Origin of the sequence: Dyadobacter sp. (assembly GCF_051859145.1) — a bacterium.
In the GTDB taxonomy this organism is placed as follows: domain Bacteria; phylum Bacteroidota; class Bacteroidia; order Cytophagales; family Spirosomataceae; genus Dyadobacter.
Window position 1 is genome coordinate 1 of the sequence record NZ_JBHYGF010000556.1, and the last position, 16,759, is coordinate 16,759.

The following is a 16,759-nucleotide window of genomic DNA, read 5'->3' on the forward strand; positions in this document are numbered from 1 at the left end:
TACTTTTCTACCATTCACAAAGATTTCATCCGCATCCACAATGCGCCCCATGAACAATTTGGCAGATTTGCCCGCCCAATGCGCAGGAACCTCAATGTCCTTTCGAAACCAGACCACACCATTCAAATCTTTTAATCCCTGATCTTCCCAATACCCGGGAATATTAAAATTTCGCCAGCCTTTTGGTTTATAATCTTCGCGTTCCCAATGCGCATCCAGTCCGGCATCTTTGTTATCCGTTTTGGAGAATTGTAAAGTCATGGGTCTGAATGTGTGCGCATTCACATAGCTCGAATCCTTATTTTGACTGATCACCTTTTGAATGTCACCAAAATCATGGTAACCCTGCTCGCTGATCCAGGCTTCAATGGGCGTCCCGCCTACCGAGCTGTTGATAATGCCGATGGGGACGTGATATTGCTCGTACAAATCGCGCGCGAAAAAGTAGGAAACTGCGCCAAAACTGAGCATGTCGGCCGCAGTGGCAGCTTTCCATTGCGAAGGCGGTAAATCCTGTTTCGGACCCTTCAGGTCTGTTTTAGTTGGAATAAAAAAGTTACGGATGTCGGGATAATTGGCAGAAGCAATGTCCTCGGGAAACCGTTCTTTAACACGCTCCATATTAATTACCATATTGCTCTGCCCGCTGCACAGCCACACGTCACCGAATGCGATATTTTTGATCCGAATCTGGTTTTTACCTTTAATTATCATGTCAAATCCGGTCCCGGCGGGCTGAGCTGGTAATGCCATTTTCCAGCTGCTATCTGCATTGGCTACGGTGCGGTAAGTTTTGTTTTTGAATGTAATGGTAACTTTCTCTTTCGGTGCTGCCCAACCCCAAACCGTTACAGGCTCGTCGCGCTGCAAGACCATATTGTCCGAGACAAGCTGCGGCAATCGGATCTGCGCGAGAAGCAGGTTTGGTAGTAAGATCAGTACGAGGACAATTCGTAAAATGCTCATCAATGAATTCGGTAACACTGATTTTAATTTGAAATAGAATCCGTGAGACGGAAATAGTCGAAGTCTGCATAGCCGCCGACCTCTTTGGTAGCATAATTAAAAAGACCAAAACGGTATCCCATGAAATGCGGGATTGTGTAAGACATTTTCAAAGGTCCGCCGACCGGCTGCCAGGCTTTCCCATCCAGACTGTAAAAGAAACGCGCAGTGTCTGTCTTGTCTTTAAAGTCACACGCTGCCTTTAAATAAACCTTATTGTGTGTAAATGGAATGCTTTCGGTTTCCTGTTCTTTTCCATTTACATTTGTGACTACCACAAGCGAGTAAGATCCTTTTCCTGCCCGGATTCCCACAAATCCATAGTTTTTCTGCAAAAGCCCCAGACCCGCCAAATCACCTTGTTTCATATTTGAAAGTTCGAGCAAAACGGACGCGGAGGATTGCGGACCAAAGGTGCGCTGTGTTAATGTGTTCCTAGCGCTGACAAATGAAGTATCAATGCGGCCAGTCTTTAACCTGAGAAATCCCTTACGCTCATGGACCGACCATAAGTTATTGTCGGGATTGTGGTTCCATTGCCAGACCAGCGGCAATGCAGGTTCGCCCTTTTTGCGGGTAAATTCGTCCGAAGCCACGATCCCGGGCGACAATCCTTTACTGGCAGGCAGATCCAGCATTTCTGGCACTTTGCCATTTTCGCCCAGCACCGGCCAGCCATCTTCCCATTTCACCGGAACTAAGTACGGTATGCGCCCCACGGCGCCGTAATCGCGAAAAAGATAGGAAAACCATTTCCCGTCCGGCGTGTCGATCAGCCCACCTTGCGCCACGCCCAGATCTTCCAAAGCCACGCGACCCTCGTAGGGGCCGGAGATTTTGTCAGCTCTGTGAATGATCACCGTCCGCATTTTGCCGCGCGGCCATGAAATGTTGAAAAGGTAATATTTGCCATTTACCTTAAACAGCTGCGACCCCTCGGCAGGCAGCCCGGGCCCGCTACCGGAAGGCAAACTGGCATTCTCAATAATCACCTGCTCGGTTGCACCCGCCTTAACCCCCGAAGCATCTGCTTCCAGTTCCACCATTTTGATTTTCCCGGCACCGTAAATGAGGTAAACCCGTCCATCATCGTCGAAAAACAGTGAGTGATCGTGGTAGGAAGGCTTGAAAGAAGAAACTTTCCTGGGGCCTTTCTCTATGTTTTTGGTGGTGAAAATGTAGGTTTTCCCAGTGGTCTGGGCGAAAGTGGTGACGTAGTAAAGGCCATTGTGAAACCGGATACTACTTGCCCAGGAGCCTCTGCCGTAGGTACTTTTGCCATTTACGAGATTGAGCTCGTCCATGTTGGCCAGCGTATCATACGCATAGCTCACCAGCTTCCAGTTCACCAGATCTGTCGATTTCATAATCGGCAAACCGGGGCTCATGTGCATCGTGGTGCTGCTCATATAATACGTTTTGCCGACACGGATCATGGCGGCATCGGGCACATCAGCGAAAATAACCGGGTTCTTAGCAGTTTGCGCTTTTGATGAAAAGGACATCAAAAGCGCAACTAACAGTGTCAGGCTCAACGAAGATTTATTTCTCATTCCTTGAAGGTAAAACGCGTCCTGGGGGGTATCAACTAAAATGGGGACAGCGTTTTTAGTAATTCAATTTTGTAATAATGTTTCTTCCAACTTGCTTTTTACTTTTTGTCACCCTGAGCGCAGTCGAAGGGAACTGGCGTTATCGCTTGTCCCTTCGACCGCCCGGCGGCCCGGTGCGCTCAGGGTGACAAAGATCCGCTACATATACCCCGGATTTTGATAAGCTGCCTTTTCAGCCGCAGTGATATCAAGGTTATCCAGCTGCCCTTGCGGGATTGGACGGAGGTAGTGGTAGTTCTCAATAGTACGTTTGTACGTCACCGGAGTGTGGTCGCCTACGCCTGGGCCGCAGATGGTGTAGCTGGCTGCGAGTTCTTTCCATGTTTGGGTGCGTACCAGATCATACCAGCGATAGCCTTCTCCGTAATATTCACGGGAACGTTCTGCCAGGAGATAGTTGATCGTGATTGTCGCAGGCGTGGCGGCAATCATCGCGGCGCTGTTATCTGCGATTTTTTCGACATTTCCCTGGTTGTTCCAACGCCATTTTCCAGCGCGGGCGCGGATCACATTGATCAAGTCGCGGGCCGTTTTTCCTGCCTGTGGCGTAGCACCTTTTACAGCCGCCTCGGCAGCGATGAAGTAAAGTTCGGAGAATTTGGTGATGTTAAAAGGACGCGTGTTAGCCGCATTAGGCTGGCCCAGGCCAGTTCCATTGTCAGTTCTATAAGTACCCAATTTCCACAAACCAGGGTATACCAGTCGGCTGATCGCGCTTGGAGCAACTACGTAATCCGCTCTTCCCGGCAACACGCCCAAGCCCATTCCGCTTTTGTAAACAGAGTTCGAATAGTCGATGGTCTGCGCCGGATCTTCATTCAGGAACGTCAGAATCGCTTGTCCGGGACGTACCTGCAAATTGTTTGCATTGTACAAAAACTCATTGGTTACCCCAGCCTTTGGCCAGTTGCCGCGGTAGGCGGTAGTGAATGTACCGTCGTAACGTGAATCGTTGGTTTTGTCTGCAAATGTATTTTTGAACACTTCATGCGGCGGCGCCATTCTCACCCAGGGACGTCCCAGCGACTGGTCGGCTTCGCGTTGTACGGAGTTGACGGTCTGAGGGGCAGTCCAGTTTGTTTTAGAGCTGGTAATAGCTGTGTAGTTCCACGTCAGCATCCACACTGCAAAGTTGTCCGCATCGCCACCGCCCGCATAGGTCAGGCTTGATCCGTTGTACAGCTCGCTCGTTTCGGTATGATCTGCATAAAGCAGTAATTCACTGTTCCGGTCATTTGAGCCCAGATTTACATCGTAATAAGTATCCTGCAATTTGAACGGACCCGGATTGGCGATTGCTTCTGTCGCAATGTCATAAGCCTTCTGGAAATACCATTGTGCATTATGTCCGTCCGGATCGGTACGTGACGTTTCAGGATAGGTCGGGATGTTCTTCGGGTTTTCCAGCCACCAGCCGTAGGTCAGATAAGCTTTTGAAAGATACAGACGCGCCAATGTCTTTGTCACGCCGCCTTTTACGCGCCCGGTTTCAGGTAAATCATTTACTGCCGTCAGAAGATCAGGAAAAATGGCTTTTGTGTATACTTCCGGTACGGTATTGCGCTTTGAGGTTCTCAATGTGGAAATGTTGAATGCCAACTCCCCCGAGCCCAGATCCAGCGGCACGCCGCCGAAAGCCTGCACCAGCAAGAAATAATCAAATGCCCGGAAGAACCGTGCCTCCGCGATCAATGAAGGGGAAATACCCACAGCAGTCGCGTTTTCAATCACACCATTTGCCGTGTTGATATTCGGAAATGCATTAAACCATACATTGCTGGCGTCGCTGCTGTTGGCCATAATCAGCCCGCCGCCTGAAAGGTCGTGTACCTGAAAATTGCTGCCGCCGCCACTCGCGCCCCAGGTTGCCTCATCGGTCCCGGTGACGCAGGAGTTATAATAGTATGCGTTTCCGAAAATCCATCTCAGGTGCGCATACATTCCGGTTAGACCGCCGTAAACACCTTTTTCTGTTTTGAAATATTCAGGCGTATAAATCGCCCTGGGTTGCTCTTCCAGGATGTCGGTACATCCCGCCGAGAAAAGCACCAGCAGCATGAGGCCGCGAAGACTTGTTGATCGAATGAGTTTCATGTTCAAACTGTTTTAAAATGTCAGGTTAACGCCCACCAGATAGTTTCGGGTAGAGGGTGTATTTGTACCGATTGTGAGTATACGTCTGAGCGAGTTGGATAAAGGCACTGCCGCATTCTCGTTTCCGTAAGAGTTCGTTTCCGGGTCCATTCCCGACTCTTTGTGGTAGGGCGAGAACATCACGAAAGGATTTTGAGCAGTAAAGTATACGCGCAGCCTGGTGATACCCAGCTTTTCAAGTTGCTTGGGTTCGAGGTTGTAACCCAATGTCATCGTTCTGATTTTCAAATACGAGGCATCAAAGTAGCCCAGCGTAGATCCATATTTTGGGTTATCTCCGCCAATGCCGCCCGGTGCAGGATATTTCGCATCCGTATTTTCAGGAGTCCAGTAATCGACCCGCACGTTATTGCCAGCCCGTGAATTCAGGTTATTGAGGTAACCGTTCGAACTATATAGATTGCTATTGAGCAAACCGCCGCTTTTGAATGCACCCACAATACCCAGATCAAATCCTTTGTAGGAAACATGCGTATTTAATCCGCCCTGAAAATCTGGTTGCATGCTGATGATCTGCCGGTCATTGCCGCCGATTGGCCTTGTAGGAGTTCCATCGCTGTTGTAATCCCCGGTGTATTTTACCTTGATCATTCCCACATTGCCACCTGGTTCCAGAATGTTGCGGTATTGATCGTCTGCCTGCCAGAGCCCTACTTTTTCGTAATCGTAAATTGAGTTGATCGGGTGACCTACAAACCACCAGTTACCTTCGTCGCGCTGCTGTCCCGAAGCGAGTGATACCAGCTTGTTCCGGTTGGTGTAAATGTTAAAACCAATGTCCCAGCTCCATCCATTTACATTGTCGAGGATCGTACCATTCAGGTTCAGCTCGACGCCTTTGTTCTGTGTCTGTCCAATGTTCGCAGTGTAGCTTCCTACTCCTGAGGTTGGCGGAAGCCCTACGCCCAGCAATACGTTTTTGGTTTGCTGCTCGTAATACTCGACCGTACCAGACAGGCGGTTATTGAACATCTTGAAATCAACACCAAAGTTCAATGTGTTGGAAAATTCCCATCCCAAACGCGGGTTAGGCGCATTGGACACGTAGAATCCGGTAGAATACACATCGTCGCCGAAGTTATAAGGCCGCGTCGCCAGCAAGCCGAGTGTTTCGTACGGGTTCACGGCCTGGTTGGAAGTTTGTCCGTAACCCGCTCTCAATTTTAAAAGGTTAACCTGCGTTACTGAGCTCATGAAATTTTCTTTCGAAATGTTCCAGCCAACAGATATGGCAGGATATGCATTCCACTGATAACCAGAGGCCAGACGTGAAGATCCGTCACCGCGGTAGGTTACGCTGAGCATGTAGCGGTCGTCATAGGAATACATCACGCGGCCCATGTACGAGAGTAAGCCCCATTGATTATAACCCTGATTGGCCGGGTTCACTGTGATAATACCGTCAGCACGTCCGAGGTTATAGAACTGGAATGCATCCGATGGAATATCACGCGCACCGACCGACGAGTTGTTGGTCGTGTTCTGCTGCGCCGAGTAAAGCCCCACCGCATTGATCATGTGCTTGCCGAAGTTTTTATCGTAGCTCAACAGGTTCTCGATCGCCCAGTTGGTGGTGAGCGTATTGCTGATACCTGCGGTCGATACGGTCTGCACATTGCCACTAAACACACCCTGGCCAGTGTAGTTTCCATTGCTGCTTTGCCGGAAGTTCAGACCCAGGTTAGCGCGGTATTTTAGGCCAGTTATGCCTGGAACACGTACTTCTGCAAATACGGTATTATATGAACCGTAGGATTTGGTCTGGTCAACATATGCATCGCCCAGGCTATTGAAACGATCACGTGAAGGTACCCACTGCGGACCGGAGGTTTGCTCCTGCACAATGGTTTTCATGCTGCCGTCGGCATTGTAGGGATTTGTGATCGGCGTTCTTGCCAGCGCCATTCCTACTGCGGGCAAATTGTTTCCGTTGTTGATCGTAAAGTTGGAGTTCGTCGATAATCCTACTTTGAAATATTTATTAATATCCTGATCAATAGAACCTTGGAGCGAGTACCGGGTAAAATCCTGCAAAGGTACCACTGCATTTTCTTTATAGTAACCCAGTCCGAAAGAGTAGCTACCCTTTTCAGTTCCTGCTGAAACACTCACATCGTGGCTCGTCATCATTCCTTTCCGGTAGATCATATCCTGCCAGTCCGTGTTGACGTCATTGGATTCATCGAGCGTGTTCTGGAACTTCTGAATACTCGCTGCGCGGAGGGCAGCAAACTCAGGTCCGTTCATCATGGGATATTTGGCAAAAACAGAGGTAATGCCGTGAAAACCATTGTAGCTGAACATGGCTTTCTGGCCGCGCTTACCGGTGTTGGTCGTGATCAGGATTACTCCGTTGGCACCTCTGGAACCATAAATGGCAGTCGCAGAAGCATCTTTTAGAATGTCCAGGCTCTTGATATTGTTGGGGTTAATGTCCGTCAATGAGCCCGCAAACGGAATTCCGTCGAGCACGATCAGGGGGTTGTTGTCTGCTCTTAAAGACCGCTGTCCCCGGATCAGGATCTGCATTGCGGAGCCAGGCTTGGAGGAAGTCTGCGAAATTTCAACACCCACTACCCTGCCCTGCAAAGCCTGCGAAAGGTTCGAGGAAGGCACTTCGCGCATGATATCACCCGAGACCGAAACAACAGAACCCGTCACCGCTTCCTGCCGCTGCACCCCGTACCCTACTACAACCACTTCTTCCAACACCTTGTTATCGGCTTTGAGCAGCACATTAATCGCTGTCTGATTTCCTACGGGGATTTCCTGTGAAATGTAGCCCACCAGGGAAATCACCAGCACAGCATTTCCGCCATCTGCCACACGAAGCTTGAAACTTCCGTCCGCATCCGTAATGGTTCCGGTTGTTGTGGATTTGACAAGTACACTTGCGCCGGGCAGCCCCTCGCCATCCTCACCTGTGACGCGACCCGTAATTTGCACATCGGCGACCTGAGAAGGTCTGTTTCTGCTGTTGTAATTGACCAGCGCGGCACGTTCGGCGACAGCATCATTCGACACGCCCGCCAACAGGAGAACCGGGAGCCCTAGGATGCCCGCAATCCGGCCCAGGGAGGTTCGGTTTAATAAACAGTCATGCATAATTGAAGTATCATTTAATGTTCAAAAAAGAAGATGTATACGCGTTTAAACTTTTTAGTGTCAATTTGACAATAATCAAACAAGACCTGCTTTCCGGGCTTTGGCATTCCAAACTGTATGCGGCGAGTAGTAGAATTGCACCTTAACGCCGGATTGATTCAGTTCGTCAGAGCACCAAAACCTTCATCATTTTTTCCAGATATTATTTGATTTATTTCTGACAAAATTAGCGCAGCGGCATAGTCTGCTGTGAGCAGATTTGTGCATTTGTAGGCGACGATTGTTCAAATCCACCTTAAAAATGCCCGATTCGGTGAGAAATTTGCATTTTTACACGGGCAAATGCTGATTACGATGCGATTTTCAGCAAATAGTTACCTTATCCTATTGAGCACAATGCAATTCCGGTTTTTTGCTGTCCTGATATTCCTCTTTGTTACCATTTTAGCGGGGCAGCACAGCATTGTACACGCGCAGGCACCCGAGCCGAAGTTCACTTCGCTTACGTCGATGGACGGGTTGTCGTCGAACACGGTGACGGCCATTCTGAAAGATCGGTATGGATTGATGTGGTTTGCTACCGATGACGGTCTAAACCGCTTCGATGGTACCGATGTGCTTGTGTATCGCCACCGGAAAAGCGATTCTTCGTCCCTCAAATCAAGTGATATAACCAGTCTGCATCAGGACCGCAGAGGACGTATGTGGGTCGGGACGAATGAGGGTGGCTTGCATTTGTATAACAGGAATAAAGACGCATTCATCCGCATAGCCTCGCCGCACAGCGTCACGAGCATTACCAGCGACGCCTCGGGCAAGCTTTGGGTGGGCACTACCGGAGGCCTGGTAACCGTAAATCCGGAAACACGCCAGACCACTACCTTTTTATCCAAACCTGACATTCCGGATCAGATTTCGAAAGGACTGATCCTGAGTGTGACTGTTGATAGCAGGAAGGTTATCTGGATCGGGACGGACAAAGGATTGTACAGCATGGATCCTGCTGATAACTCGCGGGAGGCGGTTAATTATCTTCAATCCCTGTCCGATGATGCAGGTGCGCGGTCTGTTAAGTCGATTGTGGAAGACCGCAATCGAAATATCTGGGTTGGTACTTTCAGCGGCTTGTACAAGCTGGATTTGGATGGGCGCATTCTAAGCAGTTTCCGCTATGAACCGGGGAACAAGAATTCGCTGAGCAGCAATATGGTTTTTGCGCTGGCGCGGGAAAATGACCGTAACCTGTGGATTTGCACTGATGCAGGCTTGAATATTCTCGACATTCCAACTGGCAAATTTACCCGCTACGAGCCCGATGCGCGGACACAGTTCAGTTTAAGCAACAAGTCGGTCCGCAGCATTCTGATTGAAAATGAAAGTATTTGCTGGCTGGGGACTTACAAAGGCGGCATTAATAAGTACGATAAAAACCTGGCAGTTTTCGGGCTGAAAAGATCCGAGAGCAACGATCCCTACGGACTGAGCGCCTCTTTTGTGACCTCTTTTGCAGAAAATAAAAGTGGTCAGTTGTTCGTGGGAACGGACGGCGGCGGGCTGAATTTATATGACCGCGAAACCAATCTTTTTAAAAAATTTACCATTAATCCAAAAAACAAGAATGCTTCGTCGGGACTGGCGATCTTGTCAATGGAATTAGCCTCGGAAAGTGAGCTGTTTATAGGTACATTTCAGGACGGGCTGATCAGGCTTAATCCGCAGACAGGCGCTTACACGCAGTTTACACGCGGCAAAGATTCGACCTCGCTGAGTAATAATGATATTTTTATCATCCGGAAAGACAGGTCGGGCAAGATATGGATCGGCACGAATGGCGGCGGTGTACACCAGTTTGACCCGGTAACCGAAAAATTTACCCGATTCTACAACCCCGGCATTGCAATGGCGAGCCGACCTATTCCGCTGAATGGTTATATCAGGGATATTTTGCAGGACCGCCAAGGTAAGCTCTGGATTGGCTCTCACGGAACCGGGATTGCGCTTTATGATCCGGTTAAACGAACTTCCCTGCTCCTCAACAAACAAACCAGCGACCTGCCCAGCAACATCGTTTCATCCATTCTGGAAGATCGCGACGGCAACATTTGGGTCGGCACATCGGGTGAAGGATTGGGGCTTTATGATCCAAAGTCAAAGAAATTCACGACTTATGCGGAAAAGGAAGGCCTGCCCAGCAGTATTGTGAACAAAGTTTTGCAGGATGCCCAAGGGCGCATTTGGGTGAGTACCAATCAGGGGATCAGCTCGTTTGACAGGCGGAGTCAAAAGTTCACGAATTACACGACTTATAACGGTATTCAAAACAAAACATTCGTGCTCGGCTCCGGGATCAGGACGGCGGATAATACACTGTTTTTCGGTGGTATTGCAGGCTTCAACTACATTGATACCCGCAGCCTGCCTTCCGGAAAAAAGGTTGCGCCTATCATTCTGAAAGACCTCCGCATTGGAAACCGGAGCATTACTTCGGCCGATTCCAATCTGGTGGACGCAGATATTTCAGTTGCCAAAACGATCCGGCTCGGCTATAAGCAAAATTTTTCTGTTGGCTTTGCCGCCCTCGATTATACCAATCCCAAACAGATTCACTACCGGCACCGGCTTTCGGGCATGCAGTCGGAATGGAATCAGACGGGGACAAACAATGTCGCCAGCTATACCAATCTGAGTCCGGGTAATTATGTTTTCGAGGTTCAGGCGAGTCCAGACGGAATTGAATGGAATGGAAAAACCAGGTCGGTGAATGTGGTGGTGGAGCCGCCGTTTTATCTGACCATTTACGCCTACATTTTCTACATTCTCACCCCATTGGTGATTGTTTTTATCATGCGGCGGCGTGGTATTCAAAGGCTGAAACGTGAATTTCAGCAACAGCAGGAACAGGCAGAAGCCGAGCGTGCGCGCGAACTGGATAAAATGAAAATCAAGTTTCTGACCAATCTGAGCCACGAATTCCGCACGCCTATTGCACTGATCCTGGCACCGGTAGATCATGTTTTGGGAAAAACAAAGGATACCGAGCTGCACGCGCCAGTGCTGGCGATTAAAAGAAATGCAAAAAGGCTGCTGAACCTGGCGGACCATTTACTGGATCTGAAAAATATGCAGCAGCAGGAACTGAGCCTGGAATTGAGCAGGAAAGATGTTGTCAATTTTATCGAAGATACCTGCGGTCAGTTCACCGATTTGCTAGGCCGAAGGGGAATTGATTTTAAGATTGAAAGCTCGGTGGCGCATTTGATTATGGATTTTGACGCCAACAAGCTGGAAAGGATCCTTTTTAATCTGCTCTCCAATGCGTCGAAGTTTACTCAAAAAGGCGGACAGGTGAACCTCCGCATCCGGCAGCATGAAGACATTGAGGGTAAGCATTGGCTGGACATTGCCGTGTCGGACACCGGCATTGGCATACCGGAAGACAAACACGAAAAGATCTTCGAGCGCTTTTTTCAGAATGACGCAGGCCAGTCGGTACTGAATCAGGGCAGCGGCATTGGCTTGTCGATTGTGCGCGAATTTGTGCAGTTGCACCAGGGTACGATCTCGGTACAAAGTCAGCCCGGAATGGGCAGTACTTTCCTGGTGAGGCTGCCGGTGAATGCGGATTTTGAGTCGGCAGCGGAGAATGAAAATCCGATAAAAGCACCTGAGCAGCCAATTCCTGCACCGGCTGCGACGAGCAGGTTGGTAAAGGCGGATGTGGAAGAACCATCGACGGTGCTGATCATTGAGGACAACGACGAATTCAGGCACTATTTGCGGGAAAACCTGACTCCCTACTACCAGGTAATCGAAGCCGGCAATGGGAAAGAAGGCTGGCAAAAAACACTAAGCCACCATCCGGAATTGATCGTGAGTGACATTGCAATGCCGGAAATGGACGGTATCGCATTGAGCCAGAAAATCAAGTCCGACAAACGTACCAAACACATTCCGATCATTTTGTTAACTGCGTCAACGGGCGAGCAGCAGCAGCTTGAAGGACTTAATTCCGGCGCAAATGATTACCTGACCAAACCTTTCAATTTTGAAATTTTGAATGCAAAAATTAACAACCTGGTGCTGCTGAACAGGCTGCTGAAAGGCGTATACTCGCGGCATATCAAAATTTCCGGTCAGGATCCGCAGCTGCAATCCGCGCAGGAAAAGTTATTGAAAGACATGCTTTCCTACATTGAAAATAACCTGCACACTTCCCAGCTCAGTGTCGAAAACCTCAGCAAACATGTAGGTATGAGTCGGGGAAGCCTGTACAGCAAAGTATTGGAAATGAGCGGACAAACCCCCATTGAGTTCATCCGCTCTATCAAGCTTGAAAAAGCTGCGGTACTGTTGGAAAACAGCGACCTGAGCATTTCGCAGATCTCCTATATGACCGGCTTTACGGCACCCAACTATTTTGCAAAGTCATTCAAAATGAAGTTTAACATGCTTCCGACGGAGTACCGGGCCGGGAGAAATAAGTTGAGTCAGGTAACTCAGGCTGCTGCGCTGTGATGCATACCAGGATTTGTATCGTACAAGTGCGCTGTGCATATTGCAATATGAGATGGTATTTCCGTAACAATGGAGGAGTTTAAAGCATTTATCAAAACTATGATCTGGATCGATGATCTGGATCTGCAACTTGTACTTTCGAAATGTAAGGAAAGGCAGGTACCAAAAGGCAAACTGATTCTCAGAAAGGGACAAATTGCGAACCAGTACTTCTTTATTGTATCAGGCGGCGTCCGTTATTTTTATAATTTAAATGACCAGGAACATACAACCTGGGTTAGTTTTCAGAATGAATTTTTCACTGAAATTTCAAGCCTCAATCCCCAGGTACCTTCCCGTTTTAATATTGAAACCATTGAAGAAACCAAATTGGTGGTTATCGATAAAAAGGACATGGACTTTTTATACGCGCATGTTGCGTCTTGGGAAGAATTTGGCAGAAAAATATGGGAAGCGGTATCTGTCAGAATGATAGACCAAATCCTGAACTTTCAAACCCTATCTGCCGAAGAGCGGTACCTCGGATTTCTGAATAATCCGGAATTCTTGAAAAAGGTACCAGTCAAACAGCTGGCGGCAGTGCTGGGCATTACGCCCAATGCATTGAGCCGGATCAGGAAAAATATCCGCTAATTTCATTATCTACCACTTGGTAGTTTTGACGCTACGCAGGGCAGCTACTTTTGAGCATCAAAAAACAATGGCGATGACTCAAAAGAAAAACAGCTCTATTTCTCAGAATCACTATTCTGATGATGAATTAATTAAAAGCTTTCCTGGCTTTACCAATCAATACACGACCGTCAATGGTATAAACCTGCATTATGTCGACGGCGGCAGCGGCACCCCGCCGGGCGGAACCCCGCCGGGCGGCACCCCGCTGGGCGGCACCCCGCTGATATGCTTGCCAGGCTGGCCACAAACCTGGTATTCCTACCATCCCATTGCCCGGGAGCTTGCAGAAAAATATCGCGTCATTATTGTGGATATCAGAGGAATGGGCAGTTCTGAAATGCCTGACACTGGCTATGATAAGAAGACGATGGCGATGGATATTCTAGGCCTTGTTCAGCAACTTGGATTTACGAAAGTCCACATCATGGGTCACGATATCGGCGGCATGGTGGCCATGAGCTTCGCATTCAATTATCCCGAATTCACGGAAAAGTTGATTGTTTTGGATGGTGCCCACCCGAGTGATGGTATGATGCAAATGCCTTTGATTCCACCAGCAGGAACATTTAATGCTAAAATGGACGCCAATATGCCCTACGCCTGGTGGATGGGATTTAATCAGGTAAAAGAATTACCGGAAAAGATACTGGAAGGGCGCTTCCATTATCTGCTTGACTGGCTTTTTGAATATGTCATGATCGACGGCAGTAAAATGAGCGACTTTGAAAGAGAAGTGTATGCTTCCGTTTACAATGAAGCAGATCGCATCAGGACTTCCAATGCCTGGTACCAGACATTTACCCAGGACATTGCGGATGCAAAAACCTACCAGCAACTTGAAATGCCTGTTTTGGGAGTCGGGAGTAATGTGAGTTACAACTACATGAAAATGGGATTGCCTTATGTGGCAAAAGATGTAAATGTCGTCGGTATTTTGGATAGTGGGCACTATATGTTTGAGGAACAACCCGGACAAGTTATTGACGCTGTATTTGAATTTTTAAAATAAACAAAATCATCACATTCATCAATTATTAAGAAAATGAAAAAAGCAATTTTGGTAGCGGGTGCTTCGGGTAATTTAGGAAATAGAATCTGTCGGGAATTAATAAAAAGAGATGCGGATGTCAGTGCTATTGTGCGGAATTCTACCGATCCGGATAAAATTGAATCACTCACAAAAATGGGTGTTAAAATAGTTGAGACAGATTTAAATAGTGTTGATGAAATTGCCAAAGCTTGTGCAGCTATTGATTGTGTAATTTCCGCAGTGGCTGGTTTGCGCGATGTAATTGTGGATTTACAATCAAGAATATTGGACGGTGCGCTGCAAGCAGGTGTTCCAAGATTTATCCCCTCCGACTTTTGTACAAATTATAACCATCTCGTGCCGGGCGAAAACAGGAATTTCGATTTAAGAAGAGAATTTAAAGCCTATCTGGATAGCAGCAAGATCCAGGCTTCCTCTGTCTTCAATGCCGCTTTCGCTGACATTTTAAAATACAATACTCCGGTATTAAACTTAAAAGACAAGAGCATTGGCTACTGGGGTGAAAAAGCAGACTGGAAACTGGATTTTACCACCATGGACGATACAGCAGCCTTTACCGCCGCAGTAGCTTTGGACGATCACGCACCCAGGGATCTGGAAATTGCAAGTTTCCAGATCAGTCCTAATGAATTATGGGCTGCTGTAAAAGAAACAAGTGGCCAGGAATTCAGAATTTATCAGCTTTCAAGTCTTGAAGATTTTATTAAATACATTAAAAAGCAGAGAGCAGACAACCCGGCGGGAGAAAATGAATTGTACGCAAAATGGCAGCAAGCGCAATACATGTATTCCATGTTTACAACCCAGCATGCTGAACTATCCAACAATCGGTATGAGAACCTGAGTTGGACTACTGGTTTAGCTTATATCAGGTCTTTTGTTTTGCCGGGTTGATGAGCATGTTTTGTATAGAATGCTGGTACTCTTTCGAAGGCCGCCTTTGTCGTTTTTAATATGTAAACTATAAAGTCTATATATTTGATATAGTATATAAAATTCCGTTATTTGTGTGAGCTTTTTACGATGGCAGTTACGGACGTAAAGCAGCAGTAACAGTAGCCGGCAGGTCAGTTTCACCGCCTCCACGGCCAGACGTAGTCAGCGTATTTCGCGCTTAAAACTGAATGATCATTTATGCTTTCCAAGGATGCGTTGAACATTTACCGCAACGAAGCGCTGGCTATTGAAGCCTTCAAAGCATACCGGTTACAAAAAGGGATCAGTTGCAAAAAATGCGGTGATACGCATCATTATTGGCTGTCTTCCAAGCAACAGTTTCAATGCAAAACCTGCCGCTTCCGCACAACATTGCAAAGCGGAACAGTGCTGGAAGGCAGCAAACTGCCTATCTCATATCTATTTATTGCATTGCACCTATTGAAGAACAACCGGAAGGATCTGACTATTCCGGAATTACAGCAACATACAGCGCACAGGTATAGCGAACCTTTGTACGACTTTTTGCGGAAAATTCGGCATCATCTATCAGTCGAGGAGCAAAATGACATGCTGATTACATTCCTGGAAGTGGCCAGCGAAGCAGCGCATGCCAATGGAAATCTGCCGCAGGAACATTGAGGCGTATATGGGCGGCACGTGGACCCCGTAGCAGTTTGCCAACTGCTTTCTGAACATACCGTCCCGGGGTACCACTGCCTTGAAGTTTAAGATTATTTTCGTTTGAACCGGTCGTCGGTCAAAGCTTCGAGGAACGCGACAATGTCATTGACATCGCTGTCAGAAAGATTGAGCGAGCTGCCGAGCGACTTATCGCGGTTGATGCTGTTGCTCACAAATTTGTCAGGTGTGTTATAGTATTGAACTACTTCTTTGAGCGTTTTGAACATCGCGTTGTGCATGTACGGCGCCGTCACAGCCACATTGCGGAGACCAGGCACTTTGAACAAACCGATATGCGCGCTGTCTCTGGTGATTTTGTATCGCCCCGCATCCGTCAGGTTTTGTCCATTGAATAAGCCGATGTTTTTAAACCGGTCGGCCGTGAAATCCTCGCCCGAGTGGCAGGTTGCGCAGCCGGCCTTGCCGATGAACAATATACGTCCGCGGACTGCCTCGGGCGTCATGGCGTTTTCGTCCCCATCAAGGTAGCGGTCGTATGGTGTGTCCGTGGTTTCCAAAGTCCGCTCGAATGCAGCAATCGCGCTGAGCAGGTTTGTCTGGTTGACTTCTGTTTTAAAGATCTTTTGAAATGCGGCACTGTAAAACGGGTTCTGCTTTAAACGCTCCACAGCCTGCTCAACCGGCAAGTCCATTTCATCATGGGTAGACAGTGGTCCCAGCGCCTGCTCTTCCAGCGAAGCCGCCCGGCCGTCGCAGAAAAACTCCGGCCGGCCCGAAAGGTTGGTTAAGGCCGGACTGTTCCGCGACAATCTGGTACCTTTATCACCAATACTAAATGCCGCAGTATCCGCAAATGCAAATGCCGGAATGTGGCACGATGCACAGCTGATCGCTTTTCCGCGCGACAAAATAGGGTCTGCAAATAATTTTTCGCCCAACTCTGCTTTGGTAGAAACGTCATTTTCCTGATTTTGAAACGCCACCGCGCTCGCAAGAAACAACACCGCGGCCACTCCTGTAAAAATCTGCCTGACTCTGAACATGCTGCTGAATGTCTGTT

Annotated in this window: 9 protein-coding genes and 1 pseudogene; 5 read left to right on the forward strand and 5 right to left on the reverse strand. The window is 48.1% G+C overall.

Annotated elements, in window-relative coordinates:
- The 4 genes from ACTIE6_RS23845 to ACTIE6_RS23860 all read right to left on the reverse strand — a co-directional run.
- Nucleotides 1-966 (reverse strand): sialate O-acetylesterase (locus tag ACTIE6_RS23845; RefSeq protein WP_439559008.1); only part of this gene is annotated, 966 nt, incomplete at its 3' end.
- A 23-nt stretch (nucleotides 967-989) separates the two neighbouring features.
- Nucleotides 990-2,558 (reverse strand): glycoside hydrolase family 43 protein, encoded by a 1,569-nt coding sequence (locus ACTIE6_RS23850; RefSeq protein ID WP_439559009.1) that lies wholly within the window; start codon nucleotides 2,556-2,558, stop codon nucleotides 990-992.
- Nucleotides 2,559-2,756: 198 nt separating this feature from the next.
- The gene (locus ACTIE6_RS23855) at nucleotides 2,757-4,712 is read right to left on the reverse strand and encodes a RagB/SusD family nutrient uptake outer membrane protein (protein ID WP_439559010.1); all 1,956 of its coding nucleotides are present in this window, start codon (nucleotides 4,710-4,712) and stop codon (nucleotides 2,757-2,759) included.
- A 12-nt stretch (nucleotides 4,713-4,724) separates the two neighbouring features.
- A complete protein-coding gene (locus ACTIE6_RS23860; RefSeq protein WP_439559011.1) occupies nucleotides 4,725-7,877 on the reverse strand; it encodes a SusC/RagA family TonB-linked outer membrane protein in 3,153 nt (1,050 codons plus the stop codon).
- 396 nt (nucleotides 7,878-8,273) lie between these two features.
- Between ACTIE6_RS23860 and ACTIE6_RS23865 the strand changes: the two genes are divergently transcribed.
- The 5 genes and pseudogenes from ACTIE6_RS23865 to ACTIE6_RS23885 form a co-directional block, all read left to right on the forward strand.
- On the forward strand, nucleotides 8,274-12,392 hold the full coding sequence (locus tag ACTIE6_RS23865; protein ID WP_439559012.1) for a hybrid sensor histidine kinase/response regulator transcription factor: 4,119 nt from the start codon (nucleotides 8,274-8,276) through the stop codon (nucleotides 12,390-12,392).
- 69 nt (nucleotides 12,393-12,461) lie between these two features.
- Complete coding sequence (locus ACTIE6_RS23870; protein WP_439559013.1) at nucleotides 12,462-13,025, forward strand: Crp/Fnr family transcriptional regulator; 564 nt, start codon at nucleotides 12,462-12,464, stop codon at nucleotides 13,023-13,025.
- Between the two features lie 73 nt (nucleotides 13,026-13,098).
- The gene (locus tag ACTIE6_RS23875) at nucleotides 13,099-14,076 is read left to right on the forward strand and encodes an alpha/beta fold hydrolase (protein ID WP_439559014.1); all 978 of its coding nucleotides are present in this window, start codon (nucleotides 13,099-13,101) and stop codon (nucleotides 14,074-14,076) included.
- A gap of 33 nt (nucleotides 14,077-14,109) precedes the next feature.
- Entirely contained in the window at nucleotides 14,110-15,012 is a 903-nt protein-coding gene (locus ACTIE6_RS23880; RefSeq protein ID WP_439559015.1) for an NmrA family NAD(P)-binding protein, read from the forward strand.
- A 321-nt stretch (nucleotides 15,013-15,333) separates the two neighbouring features.
- Nucleotides 15,334-15,460 (forward strand): annotated as a pseudogene (locus tag ACTIE6_RS23885) (transposase); the annotation flags it as partial.
- A 328-nt stretch (nucleotides 15,461-15,788) separates the two neighbouring features.
- On the opposite strand, the gene ACTIE6_RS23890 reads toward ACTIE6_RS23885, so the two are convergent.
- A complete protein-coding gene (locus tag ACTIE6_RS23890; protein ID WP_439559016.1) occupies nucleotides 15,789-16,742 on the reverse strand; it encodes a cytochrome-c peroxidase in 954 nt (317 codons plus the stop codon).
- Nucleotides 16,743-16,759: the final 17 nt, after the last annotated feature.

Bases quoted from the DNA above. Each gene is read 5' to 3' on its own strand.
- ACTIE6_RS23855 (WP_439559010.1), bottom strand. From the start codon at position 4,712: ATGAAACTCATTCGATCAACAAGTCTTCGCGGCCTCATGCTGCTGGTG.
- ACTIE6_RS23860 (WP_439559011.1), bottom strand. From the start codon at position 7,877: ATGCATGACTGTTTATTAAACCGAACCTCCCTGGGCCGGATTGCGGGC.
- ACTIE6_RS23880 (WP_439559015.1), top strand. From the start codon at position 14,110: ATGAAAAAAGCAATTTTGGTAGCGGGTGCTTCGGGTAATTTAGGAAAT.
- ACTIE6_RS23870 (WP_439559013.1), top strand. From the start codon at position 12,462: ATGGAGGAGTTTAAAGCATTTATCAAAACTATGATCTGGATCGATGAT.
- ACTIE6_RS23865 (WP_439559012.1), top strand. From the start codon at position 8,274: ATGCAATTCCGGTTTTTTGCTGTCCTGATATTCCTCTTTGTTACCATT.
- ACTIE6_RS23890 (WP_439559016.1), bottom strand. From the start codon at position 16,742: ATGTTCAGAGTCAGGCAGATTTTTACAGGAGTGGCCGCGGTGTTGTTT.
- ACTIE6_RS23850 (WP_439559009.1), bottom strand. From the start codon at position 2,558: ATGAGAAATAAATCTTCGTTGAGCCTGACACTGTTAGTTGCGCTTTTG.
- ACTIE6_RS23875 (WP_439559014.1), top strand. From the start codon at position 13,099: ATGACTCAAAAGAAAAACAGCTCTATTTCTCAGAATCACTATTCTGAT.